This window comes from Stenotrophomonas maltophilia (assembly GCF_004920835.1).
GTDB lineage: Bacteria > Pseudomonadota > Gammaproteobacteria > Xanthomonadales > Xanthomonadaceae > Stenotrophomonas > Stenotrophomonas maltophilia_AQ.
The window spans coordinates 23,820-36,548 of record NZ_QFHO01000011.1 but is presented as its reverse complement, the minus strand read 5'-3'; the positions used below and the strand labels follow the sequence as shown (position 1 = coordinate 36,548).

Genomic DNA, 12,729 nt, shown 5'->3' with positions numbered 1-12,729 from the left:
CCTGAAACTTCTGTTTTCCCCGTTCCAAGTATCAAGGACGATTACCGATGAAGACCCTGTTGTTCCCGTTCGCCGCTGCGCTCGCACTGGCCGCCTGCTCCCCGTCGAAGATCGAGTTCCAGATCGACAACCCGACCGACACGCCGCTGGCGTTGAGCATCGACGGCCAGGACCTGCCGGTGGCCGCACAGGGCTCGCGCCCGATTTCGCTGGCCGTGGGCGAGCATCGCCTGCACACCGACAAGCTCGGTGATGTGCGCTTCATCGTCTACGTCGACGGTCGTGGCGGGCTGATCAACCCGACCCTGAGCGAGTACGTGGTCGCCCGCGAGATCTATGTCACCGACGAGAGCAAGCTGAAGAACTTCGGCACCGGCAAGGCCGGCATCGAGCTGGGCGGTGTCGACTTCGAAGGCCCGTTCGAGAAGAGCCACGAACTGTTCATCGACAAGACCTGGACCTACGGCGTGCGCGAACCGTTCCCCGAGGAAAAGGTGGTCGCCCACGTCGATTCCAGCGGCGGCCAGATCGTGGCCAAGGTGTTCACCGCGCCGGATTTCATCACCTACGTGGAAGAAGGCATGGGCGAGCCCGGCGCGTTCAAGCGCGAGCAGCCGGCCGGCTACGTGGCCCCGACGTTCGGCCTGGAACCGGCCCCGGCCAGCCTGCCGGCGCTGGTGCCGGCCTTCGAGGCGCATGCCGCGCCGCTGCGCGAGGTCTATGCGCGCTGGCTGAAGGCGACCACCGCCGATGAACAGAAGGCCCTGCGCAAGCAGGACTTCGCCGCACAGATGGCCTTCACCTCGGCCACCGCCACTCTGGGCAGTGGGCTGGGCCGTGAGGCCAACGAGGCCTACAACGACTTCGTTTCCCAGCGCAGCCAGCTGATGGGCCGCAGCGCGCTGGTGGTGCCTTGAGCTGACTGGCGCGCCCTGCCCGGCTGCGCTACCGTCGCCTTCCAGACGAAGGCGTACGGGTGCTTTGCACGCATTCGGCTAGAATTCCCCCCTTCTTTACACGACGGCTTCCGATGAATCCGAACTACCTCGACTTCGAGCAACCCATCGCCGACCTGGAAGCCAAGATCCAGGAACTGCGCAACGCCAGCGCCGGGCCGGCGGTCAATGTCGAGGCGGAAGTGCACGCGCTGCAGGACAAGCTGCGCCTGCGCACCGCGCAGATCTTCCGCAACCTGACCTCGTGGCAGGTACTGCAGCTGGCCCGTCACCCGTCGCGCCCGTACACCGCCGACTACCTCCGCGTGATGTTCGATGAGTTCCAGGAGCTGGCCGGCGACCGTGCCTTCGCCGACGACAAGGCCATCATGGGTGGCCTGGCCCGCATCAACGGCCGTTCGGTGATGGTGATCGGCCACCAGAAGGGCCGCGACACCAAGGAAAAGATCAAGCGCAACTTCGGCATGCCCAAGCCGGAGGGCTACCGCAAGGCGCTGCGCCTGATGAAGATGGCCGAGCGCTTCGGCCTACCGGTGCTGACCCTGATCGATACCGCCGGCGCCTGGCCGGGCATCGACGCCGAATCGCGCGGCCAGTCCGAAGCGATCGCGCGCAACCTGATCGAGATGGCTGAGCTGAAGGTGCCGATCATCTGCACCGTGATCGGCGAAGGCGGCTCCGGCGGCGCGCTGGCGCTGGGCGTGGGTGACCGCACCGTGATGCTGGAATATGCGGTCTACTCGACCATCACCCCGGAAGGTTGCGCCTCGATCCTGTGGAAGGACGCCGGCAAGGCGAAGGACGCGGCCGAGCAGCTGGGCCTGACTGCCCCGCGCCTGAAGAGCCTGGGCCTGGTCGACAAGGTCGTGCGCGAGCCGACCGGTGGCGCCCACCGCAACCCGACGCAGATGGCCAAGCGCCTGAAGGCGGTACTGCTGAACGAGCTGGATGCGCTGGAAAAGCTGTCCACCGAGCAGCTGCTGGAACAGCGCTATACCCGCCTGCGCAGCTACGGCACGTACGAAGCGGCCTGATCGCTACCTGACGTCGGATAAAAAAAGAGCCGGGCAGATGCCCGGCTTTTTTTTGTCTGTACCTCGCACAGCATCCGCGCATGGCGTGGATCTACTGGGTGCAGGTGTGGCGTTTGACGTTGGGTCCGCCTTTTAGCGAGCCGAGCATCGCAGGGGAATCAGGCGCGAAGAGTCGCCGGTGTCTGAGCGCAGCGAGTTCGGCACCGTCCACTGATTCACCGAGAAGCGCAGGGAACCGGTGCGCAGCACCGGCCCACGTTCGGCGGCGAGTTCTTTGGTTACTTTCTTGCACGAGCAAGAAAGTGACATGTTCGAACGCGCGGGACTTCAGAACGGCTTGGCCAGCACCAGCCACACGATCGGAATGAACGCCAGCAGCGGGATCTCGTTGATCCAGCGCAGCGCGCGCGACGACGGCAGCGCCCTGCCCTTGGCCACGCCCTTCAGCAGCCGCCCGATCCAGATGAAGTACGCCAGCAGCAAGACTACCAGGCCCAGCTTGGCGTGCAGCCAACCAGCGCCACCGGGGGCGACCATGGTCGGGAAATCCGGGATGACCCTGTAGCCCAGCCACAGCACCAGACCCAGCAGGAACGCCAGGCCGAACATCGAGTGGCCGAAGCGGTACAGGCGCAGGCCCATCAGCTGCAGGCGCTCGGTCACCGCCGGCTGGCCAGTGGTCTCGGCCAGATTCACCAGAATGCGCGGCAGGTAGAACACCGTCGCCATCCACGCCACCACGAACACGATGTGGAAGGTCTTGACCCAGTAGTAGCTCTGCATGCGCTCGCTCCGGCGGCTGGCGTAGGTTGGCGGCCATTCTCGCATGCCGTGGCCGGGCCACCCCTCGCGCCAGCGCCGCGACACATCGACGCATGGCACGCCGCAACGCCGTACGATAAGCGCCATTTTCACCACTGCGACCGATCCATGGACAAGACCTACGACGCCGCCTACTTCCAACGCTGGTACCGCAGCGCCGACATCGGCGGCAGCGCTCGACTGGCGCGCAAGGTCGCTCTGGCCGTGGCCAGCGCCGAGTACTACCTGGAACGGCCGATCCGCAGCGTGCTGGATATCGGCTGTGGCGAAGGCGCCTGGCGCGCACCGCTGCTGAAGCTGCGTCCGAAGGTCGAATACCTCGGCTTCGACAGCAGCGAGTACGCTGTGCGCCGCTACGGTCGGACCCGCAACCTGCACCTGGCCAGCTTCGGTGATTTCGCCTGGCTGCGGCCCTGTGCCCCGGTCGACCTGCTGATCTGCTCGGACGTGATGCACTACGTACCCAATCGCGAACTGCGCGCAGGCCTGGCCGGCGTGGCTGAACTGACCGCGGGCGTGGCCTTCCTGGAGACCTTCGCCGCCGAGGATGCGTTCGAAGGCGACCACGATGGCTTCCAGGCCCGCCCGGCGCGCTGGTACCGGCGTGAACTGGCCCGGCAGGGCATGCAGCCGGCAGGGTCGCATTGCTGGCTCGGCCCCGCTCTGGCAGGCGATGCGGCGGCGTTGGAGCGGATGTGAATCCGGATTCATTATTTTCAGCCAACTTAACCTGCGGGACACCCGGATGGGATATGCTGCGCGGCAACATATGACCATACATATTCGGTCGGCATGCTCTATCAACTGCACGAACTGACCCGCAACCTGCTCGCCCCCTGGGTGCACCAGGCCCAGGCCAACGCAAAGTTCTTCGCCACCCCGGGCCACTGGTGGTCGCAGATGCCCGGTGCCGATCGACTGGCGGCCGTCAATGAGCTGTTCCATCGCATCGGCAAGGATTACGAGAAGCCCGAATGGGGCATCAACGAAATCGATGTCGAAGGCGAGCGCGTGCCGATCGTCGTGCACGAGGAAGTGAGCAAGCCGTTCTGCAAGCTGCTGCGCTTCAAGCGCCACAGCAATGAAGCCGACCAGCTGCACACCATGCTCAACCAGCCGTTCGTGCTGGTGGTGGCGCCGCTGTCCGGCCACCACGCCACGCTGCTGCGCGACACCGTGCGCACCCTGCTGCGCGACCACCGCGTGTATGTGACCGACTGGGTCGACGCACGCATGGTGCCGGCCAGCGAAGGCGAGTTCGGCCTCGACGACTACATCGCCTACATCCAGGAGTTCATTCGCCATCTCGGCGTCGAGCGCCTGCACGTGGTGAGCGTGTGCCAGCCGACCGTGCCGGTGCTGGCGGCGGTTTCGCTGATGGCCAGCCGTGGTGAACCTACGCCGCGCACGCTGGTGATGATGGGTGGTCCGATCGATGCGCGCTGCAGTCCGACCGCCGTCAACAACCTGGCCACGCAGAACCCGCTGTCGTGGTTCGAGAACAACGTTATCCACACCGTGCCGGCCAGCTATCCCGGCGCCGGCCGTCGCGTGTACCCGGGCTTCCTGCAGCACGCCGGCTTCCTGTCGATGAATCCCAGCCGCCACTTCAGCTCGCACTGGGATTTCTACACCGACCTGGTCAAGGGCGATCTGGAAGACGCCGACGCTCATCGCAACTTCTATGATGAGTACAACGCCGTGCTGGACATGCCGGCCAAGTACTACCTGGATACCATCCGCGTGGTGTTCCAGGACTTCCTGCTGCCGCGTGGCGAGTGGGTGGTCAACGGCGAGAAGGTCGATCCGTCGGCGATCCGCGATACCGCACTGTTGAGCATCGAAGGCGAGCTGGACGACATCGCCGGCCTCGGCCAGACCGAAGCGGCGCAGGCGCTGTGCACTGGCATCGGCGCGGACCGTCGCGAGCATTTCATCGTTGAAGGCGCCGGCCACTACGGCATCTTCAGCGGCCGTCGCTGGCGCGAAGTGGTGTACCCGAAGGTGCGCGATTTCTTCGCCGCGCATGCCGAAGCACCGGCAGCGAAGGCCTCAAAGAAGAAGAGCAACGTCACCCCGTTGCGCCGCAAGGCGGGGTAACTCGCCCCTGGTAGATGCCAACCCTGGTTGGCGCTCTACCATGAATCCCGATATCCGATGGATCGTGCCAACCAAGGTTGGCACCTGCCAAAGCGTGGATTCACGCTTACAGCCGCACCAGCAGGTTCTTGGCGATCAAGCCATGCAGCTTGCCGATGCCGCGTGCCAGATGCAGGGTCAGCACCAGCAGCAGCGCACCCACTGCGGCAACCGCGATCGCCACCAGCGGCGAGGCCGCCATCGGCAATACGTTCACGTCGTTGATGTACACGCCGGGGATGTCGCCACTGAAGACCGCCGCGACCGGTGCCCAGATCAGGCTCAGCGACAGCGACAGCAGCGTCACCGCGATGGTGAAGTAGATGATGCCCAGCGGCAGCATCAGCACGAAGTACAGCAGCGTCAGCCAGGTGCGACCATCGGTGAACATGTCGCCGATGCGCTGCAGCCATGTGCGGCTGCGGTCGGTGTAGCGCGGACGACGCGGCATGCGCTCGCCCAGCAGCGCTTCCACCAGCCGCCCTTCCAGCAACGCCAGCCCGCGCACCGAGCCGAAGAACAGCACCGTCAGCGGGATGCCGATGATCAGGATCAGCAGGCCCAGCGACAGCGACAGACCAGTCACCACCCAAGTGAAGAAGAAGATGCCGGTGGCCAGTGACAGCAGCATGTAGAACAGCGCGCCATAGGTATGCGGATCGGCCACCACGCCGAAGAAACGCGCCAGCAGCGAGCGCTGCACCGGCGTCGGCGGCGGCGCGGCAGGCTCCACGCCGCTCGCTTGCGCGGCCGCACGCAGCATCGGCGCGGTATCCGCACGCGGCGAGCGCAACGCACGATTCACCGTCACTTCGGTCTCGCGGTAGATCTCGGCCACTTCATCCGGTGCGCCATAGCTGCCGGCGACGTCGGCGATCACTTCGGTCTCGCTGCGCCCGGGCTGCGCCGCCAGCTCCGAGCGCAGATACTCCTCGGCGTCGTACAGTGCGTCCTGCACCATCGCCGGGTCGGCGCCTTCCAGTGCCGCGCGCAGCTGCGCCAGATACTGCGGAATGGTGGTCGGCAGGGCACTGCCTGCCAGGCTCGGGTCGTTCATTGTGGTACCCCCTCCAACACGGAATCGACGGAATCGCGGGTGGCCTGCCACGCCTGGCGCCATTGCGCCAACACCTCGCGGCCACGTTCATTGATGCGGTAGTAGCGCCGCGGCGGCCCGCTGCTGGACGGCTCCACATGACTTTCCAGCAGGCCCGCACCCTCCAGGTTCCGCAGCACCGGGTACAGCGCGCTCTGCTTGCCGCTCAGCACGCCCTCGCCCACCCGCTCCAGCTCCTTGGCAATCAGGTAGCCGTACAGCGGCTCGCCGGCCCGGGCCAGCACTGCCAGCAGGGCCAGCGACACGGTTCCGGCGCTGAGCTCCTTCTGGAACTTCTTCAGGTGGACATCGTCCTCGGACATGACCGGCCCTCCACTACGTTGAAGTCCACAGTAGTGCGAAGTTCGGTATAGCGAATGTGTCGTTAGTCACTCTGACGGTTGGCGAGGCGCATTCAGGCCCGACGTATCGCCTCCAGCACCTGCGCGGTGGCCGCCTCCGGCAGCGTGTGCCTGCCCTCTTCTAGCCGGCTGACCAGTGCCTGACGGCGCGCGGCCCCCAGTGGTGAGTAATGCTGGCTCGCCCGAAGCCAGTTCTCCACCAGTCGCAGGTGCCAAGCCCGCTCATCCTCGCGCTGCGGCACCGCGTCCAGCAGCAGATCGAGGTGCTGCCAAAGGGGCAGTCTGCGCAACTGGCTCAGCAGGCCGACCTGTGCCACGTGCGAAGGACCATCGTGGCAGAACGCCACCAGCCGGACCGGATCCAGCTCGCCGGCCCACAGGGGCGTCGCACGGGCCAGCAGCTCGTTCACTGTCCGCCCAGGCTCTTCCAGTGCGGCACGCAACCATTCCAGACTGGCGCCGTCCCCAGCCCTCAGCCAACCGCGCAGGCAGCTGCGTCGATGGCGCGCCGACACCTGGGGCAACAACGCGCGCAGCGCGGTCGCATCTGCAGCCTCGGCGTGGTCGCCCAACGCTTCCAATGCCTCGCGCCAGCGCCCGCGGGTACGCTGCTGAAGTTCATCGCGCCACAACGTGATCGCGGGGGGAGCATGGCGCTGCTGAAGCAGCCACGCCGCCAATCTGCGCACGCTGCGCGAACGGTCAAATGCGGCAGCTTCGATGTGTGCATCGAGACCCGGCACGTTACGTTCGACCAGTGCCCGCAACGCGCCGGCACGCACCCCGCTGGAGGGCGCGGCCAACGCCACGACACATTTCTCTTCGATCTCCCCAGGCACGCCGTTCGCCAAGAGATGTGTAAGTGCCAGGTGCGAGACTTGCGGACTGTTGTCCAGCAGCGCGAGCGAGCGCAGTTCCTCCGGGTCTGGATGGATCTGCAGGGCGATGGTGAAGGCGGCCAGCCGGGTTCTTGCCTCGGGGTGGCCCAGCAGCCCTTCAAGAACGGGGTGAGCGGCTGGCGACGACAGCCAGGCGAACAGGCCGCCGTCGAGCCACTCCCGTTGCACGCGCTGTGCATCGCGCAAGCGGACAGCGATCGGCCAAGCCTTCAGCACGTGGTGCACAGCACACTGTTCGAGCAGGGACATCACAACATCCCGCGCTACCGCGCGCACTTCGGCCACCCAATCATTGCAGCGGAGCAAGGCACAGGACAACGTCAGATGGCTGGGCACCGAGCGCATCTTCTGCAACGCGGCCTCGCGCGTGTGACCATTGCCGTCCGAGCCCGCAAGGAACAGTGCCGCCGTCTGCACATCGACCGGCGGCGCTGCGCAGGCCTTCAGGCAGTCGAGCAGGCCATCGCCGTTGGGGGCCCACCAGCTGCGTCGACGCTCATCAAGATCGAACAACCCTCGTGGCGACAGCGTCTGCAACCAATGCAGACGATCCACCCCCTCATCGACGAACCCCTTCAGGATCTGGTCGATCATCGCGCGCAGTGCGGCTTCGGGCGCTTCCGGATGCGGTATCACCATCATCTGCTTCCATCAAGGACAATGGCCATCGTGCCGCACCTGCATGGACAGGGCCAGCACGCCACCGTGGCGCAGGCGCGTACTCTCGCGCAGAATCAGACCCTCGTTCATGTTCCGGGGATCCCATGCCGCACCGTCGACGCCTTGCCCTGACCGCCCTCGCCCTGACCTGCCTGCTGCCCGCAATGGCCAGCGCGGCCTCGCCCTACAGAAGCCCGCAGCAGATCCTCGACGCCTCGGCGGCCAGCGACTGGCGCACGCCGGACCCGGCCAACCTGCTGTACATGGACCTGCCGGCCGGACGGGTGATCATCGAGCTGGCTCCGCAATTCGCCCCGCGCCATGTCGCCAACATCCAGACCTTCGCCCACGAACACTTCTGGGACGGCACCAGCATCTACCGTTCGCAGGACAACTTCGTGGTGCAGTTCGGTGATGCCGACGCCGATGACGCGGCCAAGGCCAAGCCGTTCGGCAGTGCCGCGCGCAAGCTGCCGGCCGAGTTCGAGCGCGCCAGCGCAGGCCTGAAGGTCAGCGTGCTGCCGGATCGCGATGGCTGGGCCGCGCAGACCGGTTTCTTCGACGGCTTCCCGGTCGGCCAGGACCCGCAGGCCGGCAAGGCCTGGCTGGCGCATTGTTACGGCATGCTGGGCGCGGGCCGCAGCAACGAAGAGGACAGCAGCATCGGTGCCGAACTCTATGTGGTGACCGGCCAGTCGCCGCGTCAGCTGGACCGCAACATCACTCTGGTCGGTCGCGTGCTGAAGGGCATGGAACTGCTCAGCGCGACCCCGCGCGGACCGGCGCCGATGGGTTTCTATGCCGACCCGAAGCTGCGCACGCCGATCGTGTCGATCCGCCGCGCCAGCGACGTGCCGGCGGCCGAGCGCACGCCAATCCAGGTGCTGCGCACTGATTCAAAGACGTTCGCCGATACGGTCGAAGCGCGACGCAATCGCGTGGATGATTTCTACAAGCGCCCGGCGGGTCATATCGATCTTTGCAATGTTCCGGTGCCGGTGAAGTAACGCCGTCGCGGGTTCTGCGCGTGGCGCGTGCTGAAGGTGCGTCACTGTTCATGGGCGTTACTTTTCTTTGTACGCAAAGAAAAGTAACCAAAAGAAACGTTCCGCCAGCCGCGAGCCGATGCTGCGCACCGGTGCCCTGTGCTCCTCGGCCCGTCGAGGGACGGCGCGGGAACTCGCTACGCTCAGACACCCGCGCCTCTTCGCCCTCGCCGGACCTGCGGTGCTCGGCTCGCTCAAGGCGGACTGGAAGGTCAAGATCAACCGCAAAAGCATCCACGCATGGCGTGGATCTACTGGGTGCAGCTGTGGCCTTTGATCTGGATCCGCCTTGAGCGAGCCGAGCATCGCAGGGGAATCAGGGGCGAAGAGGTGCCGATGTCTGAGCGTAGCGAGTTCGGCACTGTCCCCTGATTCACCGAGAAGCGCAGGGGACCGACGTGCGAAGCACGGCGGCTCGCGACCTGGCGGCGCGTTTCTTTTGGTTACTTTTCTTTTCGCGCGAAAAGAAAAGTGACGCCCATGAACAATGAAGCGCCTTCAGCACGCACCACGTGCAAAACACCTCAGCCCTTCTGACTCACCGCCACACTCCCCAGAATCAACGCACCGGCAATCAACATCTGCACCGTGACCGCTTCACCCAGGAACAGCCACGCGAACGCTGCGCCGAACAACGGCACCAGATAGGTCACCGTCGATGCACGCGACGGGCCGATGCGGCCGATCAGACGATAGAACATCAGGAAGGCGAATCCAGTACAGACCACGCCCAACGCGATTGCCGCGCCCCAGGCCTTGCCCGGGATCGGGCCCTGCGGCAGATGGGTGAGCGCCATCGGCAACAACCACAATGAGGCGCACGACAGCGTGGCGGCGGCCGCAGCAGCCGAAGGCAATCCGGTCATGTGCCGCTTCACCAGGTTCACGCCCAGACCGTACAACAGCGAAGCGGCCGCGCCGGCCAGCACGGCCGTACCGATGCTCAGGCCCGAGATCTTGGCCGTGGCCAACACCACTACGCCGGCAAAACCAACCAGCAGCGCACCCGCACGCCGCGCACCGATCTTCTCGCCAAAGAACAGGAAGGCGATCAACGCAGCGAACAGCACCGTCATCGCATTGCAGATCGCGCCGATCGCTGCCGGTGCACGCTCGGCCGCGTAGGCGAACAGCACGAACGGCAATGCCGAATTGACCAGGCCGATCGGTGCCAGCCACAGCCAGCGCCGCGGCGGAAACTGCGCCCGCGCTTGCCACAGGAATGGCAGCAGCACCAGCGCGCCCAGCACCAGCCGCACCTCGACCAGCGCGAACGGGCCGAACGATGGCACCGCCACCCGCATGAACAGGAACGAGCAGCCCCAGATGGCGCCCAGCAGGGTCAATTCCAGCGGCGTGCGCCAGTCGCGCTCGGCCGCCTGTGGCACCGCATTCATATCCGTTCTCCAACCATCACTGCATTCCTCGTCCGGCCTCACAGGATCGGCCGCAGACGACCGCCACACAAGCGCGTAGTATCGCTGCCAGCCACAAATATGGTTTGAGGCTCGACATGCTGCTACGCCCTTCCCTGCTTCCTGCCCTGGCCGTTTTCGCGGTCGCTGCGCGCCATCAGAACTTCGCCCAGGCCGCGCAGGAACTGCACCTGACCGCCAGCGCGGTCAGCCACCATGTGCGACGCCTGGAAGAGGTGCTGGAGACCCGGCTGTTCCTGCGTCATGCGCGAGGCGTTCGCCTCACCGCCGAGGGACGGCAGCTGGCCGATGCCGCCAGTGCGGCCTTCGCTGATGTGGCCGCGGTCGCCCATCATCTGCAGCCTGACGCCGACAGCGTGCCACTGCGGATCACCACGCTGCGCTCGTTGTCCTACTGCTGGCTGCTGCCACGGCTGCCGCGCTTCACCCAGGCCCATCCGCACATACGCATCGAGCTGCACACCGGCAGCGGCCTGGACCGCTACGACGACAACGGGCCAGAGGTCGGCATCCGCTACGGCCTGGGCCAATGGCCCGGCCTGCATGCGCAGCATCTGATGGACGACAACCTGTTCCCGGTCGCCTCACCGGCGCTGGCCGGGGTCGAAACGCTGCAGGACCCGGCACGCATCGCCGAGCTGCCGCTGCTCAGTGATCTGTCACCGCAGGGTTGGCGCGACTGGTTCCGCCACGCCGGTGTACGTCCGCCCTCGCCCATGCCGCCGATGCACACCTTCGCCGACAGCACCGATGCGATGCGTGCGGCGGTGTACGGCATGGGCGCGGTACTGGCCCGCACGCATGTCGCCCAGCCCTATCTGCAACGCTATGAGCTGCTGCGCCTGCCTGGCCCAGCGTTGAAGGCACGCTATGCCTACTACGTGGTGCATGCCGAAGGACAAGCGCCGAGCCCGGCCGCGCGCCTGTTCATCGACTGGTTGCTGGAACAGGCCCAGGACGAACGCACGCCGATCCCGGCGCTGCCGGACAGCCTGCTGGGGCGCATGCCCACAGCCGGCTGACCGTGCCCTCACCCGGTCTTTGCCCGCGGCTGGCTAGTCTGCAGGCGAACTCCCCTACGTGCTTCTGCCATGGCCCTGCTACGACTGCGTATTACCGGAACCGAAGACGACGCCCGTGCGATCAGCGATCTGCTGCTTGGCCTGGACGGCATCGAGCATGTCGAGGAAACCGACGACCTGATGCCGCACATGGACGACGACGATTCCAGTTCGGCCGGTTTGTCCGATGACATCGGCCCGGGCACCCACGAACTGGAGGTGGAAGTGGGCAACGAGAGCACTGCGCAGAAGGTGCGCGATGCAGTGCAGGAGCTTGCGCTGGAGCTTGATGTGTTCGTCGAGTACGAGACGGACGAGGGCTGAGGACTCGCCGGGCATGGCCCGGCGCTACCCGATGCTCGAAGCACCCCGGTAACGCCGGGCCATGCACCGTCTGTTCCGGTAGCGCCGGGCCATGCCCGGCGAACACCGGGCGCGGTTCGATCAGGGCTTGCGGCGTCGGCGACGCCACCACGCCCGCACACCCCAGGTCGCGATCAACGCCAGCACCGCTACCGGCAACAACGCGGCGGCAGCGCGGATCAGGAACGCAATGCTGGTGCTGAAGATGCTGCCCGATTCGCTCAGCGCCTCACCGATCTCGCTGCGGCTGCGCTGGCCCGATGTGGTATCGAAGTGCATCGTGACCAGCTGGGTATCGATGCGCCGGCGTTGCTGCGCCGAATCCTTGTTGGCCTGTTCGACGCCCGCTTCGATCTCCGACAGGCGCGTGGTGATCGCCATCAGGTCCTCGATCTTCAGGTCCTTGCGGTCCTGGTAGGACAGCAGCCGCGCGTGTTCCTTCTCCAGCCGCGCCTTGGTCAGTGCGGTGTCGGCGACCTGCTGCGCGAGATCTTCGGCGCGCGTGCTACGCGACTGCAGCTTGCCGCCCTCACCGGCCAACGCGATCAACGGCTCAGTGCCCTTCGGTGCAATCCGCACCTTGACCTCGCCGCTGGGCTGCTCGCCACTGCGCTGATCGACCTGCAGCACCGCGCAGTCACCGAACCTCGCGCTCTGGCAGGCCTGCGCCACCTGCTGGATGCGCGGTGCGATCTGCGCCGCTTCCAGCTGCACCTGCACGTCGTGTTCGTAGGCGAGGAATGCGCCTTCCGGTGAAGCAACGGCAGCTTCGGCGGCGGTGGCGCCGGCATCGGCCGCCACATCGCCGTGTTTGGCACAGGCCACCAGCGCCAGCAGCAGCACCGGCATCGTCAC

13 protein-coding genes are annotated in these 12,729 nt (G+C 66.1%); 7 read left to right on the top strand and 6 right to left on the bottom strand.

Going from position 1 to position 12,729, the window contains the following annotated elements:
* Nucleotides 1-47 precede the first annotated feature (47 nt).
* Together DI041_RS09985 and DI041_RS09980 are read left to right on the top strand one after the other, a co-directional pair.
* Nucleotides 48-917: a hypothetical protein gene (locus DI041_RS09985; RefSeq protein ID WP_046983147.1), complete on the top strand. Its 870-nt coding sequence runs from the start codon at nucleotides 48-50 to the stop codon at nucleotides 915-917.
* 113 nt (nucleotides 918-1,030) lie between these two features.
* Entirely contained in the window at nucleotides 1,031-1,990 is a 960-nt protein-coding gene (locus DI041_RS09980; protein WP_012510504.1) for an acetyl-CoA carboxylase carboxyltransferase subunit alpha, read from the top strand.
* Between the two features lie 327 nt (nucleotides 1,991-2,317).
* Here DI041_RS09980 and DI041_RS09975 read toward each other — a convergent pair whose 3' ends face one another.
* Nucleotides 2,318-2,773 carry a CopD family protein gene (locus DI041_RS09975; RefSeq protein WP_136638660.1) on the bottom strand — a complete coding sequence of 152 codons (456 nt, stop codon included), beginning with the start codon at nucleotides 2,771-2,773 and terminating at the stop codon, nucleotides 2,318-2,320.
* Nucleotides 2,774-2,920: 147 nt separating this feature from the next.
* Here DI041_RS09975 and DI041_RS09970 point away from each other — a divergent pair, with 147 nt between their 5' ends.
* Entirely contained in the window at nucleotides 2,921-3,511 is a 591-nt protein-coding gene (locus DI041_RS09970; RefSeq protein ID WP_046983149.1) for a class I SAM-dependent DNA methyltransferase, read from the top strand.
* Nucleotides 3,512-3,604: 93 nt separating this feature from the next.
* Entirely contained in the window at nucleotides 3,605-4,912 is a 1,308-nt protein-coding gene (locus DI041_RS09965) for a polyhydroxyalkanoate depolymerase (protein WP_065722413.1), read from the top strand.
* A gap of 106 nt (nucleotides 4,913-5,018) precedes the next feature.
* On the opposite strand, the gene DI041_RS09960 is transcribed toward DI041_RS09965, so the two are convergent.
* From DI041_RS09960 to DI041_RS09950, 3 genes are all read right to left on the bottom strand, one after another.
* A complete protein-coding gene (locus tag DI041_RS09960) occupies nucleotides 5,019-6,008 on the bottom strand; it encodes a sensor domain-containing protein (protein WP_046983151.1) in 990 nt (329 codons plus the stop codon).
* Complete coding sequence (locus DI041_RS09955) at nucleotides 6,005-6,370, bottom strand: PadR family transcriptional regulator (protein ID WP_004150914.1); 366 nt, start codon at nucleotides 6,368-6,370, stop codon at nucleotides 6,005-6,007. Before DI041_RS09955 ends, DI041_RS09960 begins: the two co-directional genes overlap by 4 nt.
* Nucleotides 6,371-6,462: 92 nt before the next feature.
* Nucleotides 6,463-7,902: a HEAT repeat domain-containing protein gene (locus tag DI041_RS09950; RefSeq protein WP_136638661.1), complete on the bottom strand. Its 1,440-nt coding sequence runs from the start codon at nucleotides 7,900-7,902 to the stop codon at nucleotides 6,463-6,465.
* A 170-nt stretch (nucleotides 7,903-8,072) separates the two neighbouring features.
* Between DI041_RS09950 and DI041_RS09945 the strand changes: the two genes are divergently transcribed.
* Nucleotides 8,073-8,975, top strand: coding sequence for a peptidylprolyl isomerase (locus DI041_RS09945; RefSeq protein WP_136638662.1), 903 nt, complete (start codon nucleotides 8,073-8,075; stop codon nucleotides 8,973-8,975).
* Between the two features lie 563 nt (nucleotides 8,976-9,538).
* Here the strand turns inward: DI041_RS09945 and DI041_RS09940 are convergent.
* Nucleotides 9,539-10,411: a DMT family transporter gene (locus DI041_RS09940; protein WP_046983154.1), complete on the bottom strand. Its 873-nt coding sequence runs from the start codon at nucleotides 10,409-10,411 to the stop codon at nucleotides 9,539-9,541.
* Nucleotides 10,412-10,527: 116 nt separating this feature from the next.
* On the opposite strand from DI041_RS09940, the gene DI041_RS09935 reads away from it, so the two are divergent.
* Together DI041_RS09935 and DI041_RS09930 are read left to right on the top strand one after the other, a co-directional pair.
* A complete protein-coding gene (locus tag DI041_RS09935) occupies nucleotides 10,528-11,472 on the top strand; it encodes a LysR substrate-binding domain-containing protein (RefSeq protein ID WP_004150868.1) in 945 nt (314 codons plus the stop codon).
* Between the two features lie 69 nt (nucleotides 11,473-11,541).
* The gene (locus DI041_RS09930; RefSeq protein ID WP_046983155.1) at nucleotides 11,542-11,835 is read left to right on the top strand and encodes a hypothetical protein; all 294 of its coding nucleotides are present in this window, start codon (nucleotides 11,542-11,544) and stop codon (nucleotides 11,833-11,835) included.
* 120 nt (nucleotides 11,836-11,955) lie between these two features.
* Here DI041_RS09930 and DI041_RS09925 read toward each other — a convergent pair whose 3' ends face one another.
* Entirely contained in the window at nucleotides 11,956-12,723 is a 768-nt protein-coding gene (locus DI041_RS09925) for a DUF4349 domain-containing protein (protein ID WP_211195195.1), read from the bottom strand.
* Nucleotides 12,724-12,729 lie beyond the last annotated feature (6 nt).

Excerpts from the sequence above, each read along its gene's own strand:
- DI041_RS09985 (WP_046983147.1), top strand. The coding sequence starts at position 48 with ATGAAGACCCTGTTGTTCCCGTTCGCCGCTGCGCTCGCACTGGCCGCC.
- DI041_RS09980 (WP_012510504.1), top strand. The coding sequence starts at position 1,031 with ATGAATCCGAACTACCTCGACTTCGAGCAACCCATCGCCGACCTGGAA.
- DI041_RS09965 (WP_065722413.1), top strand. The coding sequence starts at position 3,605 with ATGCTCTATCAACTGCACGAACTGACCCGCAACCTGCTCGCCCCCTGG.
- DI041_RS09975 (WP_136638660.1), bottom strand. The coding sequence starts at position 2,773 with ATGCAGAGCTACTACTGGGTCAAGACCTTCCACATCGTGTTCGTGGTG.
- DI041_RS09945 (WP_136638662.1), top strand. The coding sequence starts at position 8,073 with ATGCCGCACCGTCGACGCCTTGCCCTGACCGCCCTCGCCCTGACCTGC.
- DI041_RS09950 (WP_136638661.1), bottom strand. The coding sequence starts at position 7,902 with ATGATCGACCAGATCCTGAAGGGGTTCGTCGATGAGGGGGTGGATCGT.
- DI041_RS09930 (WP_046983155.1), top strand. The coding sequence starts at position 11,542 with ATGGCCCTGCTACGACTGCGTATTACCGGAACCGAAGACGACGCCCGT.
- DI041_RS09935 (WP_004150868.1), top strand. The coding sequence starts at position 10,528 with ATGCTGCTACGCCCTTCCCTGCTTCCTGCCCTGGCCGTTTTCGCGGTC.
- DI041_RS09970 (WP_046983149.1), top strand. The coding sequence starts at position 2,921 with ATGGACAAGACCTACGACGCCGCCTACTTCCAACGCTGGTACCGCAGC.
- DI041_RS09955 (WP_004150914.1), bottom strand. The coding sequence starts at position 6,370 with ATGTCCGAGGACGATGTCCACCTGAAGAAGTTCCAGAAGGAGCTCAGC.
- DI041_RS09925 (WP_211195195.1), bottom strand. The coding sequence starts at position 12,723 with ATGCCGGTGCTGCTGCTGGCGCTGGTGGCCTGTGCCAAACACGGCGAT.
- DI041_RS09940 (WP_046983154.1), bottom strand. The coding sequence starts at position 10,411 with ATGAATGCGGTGCCACAGGCGGCCGAGCGCGACTGGCGCACGCCGCTG.
- DI041_RS09960 (WP_046983151.1), bottom strand. The coding sequence starts at position 6,008 with ATGAACGACCCGAGCCTGGCAGGCAGTGCCCTGCCGACCACCATTCCG.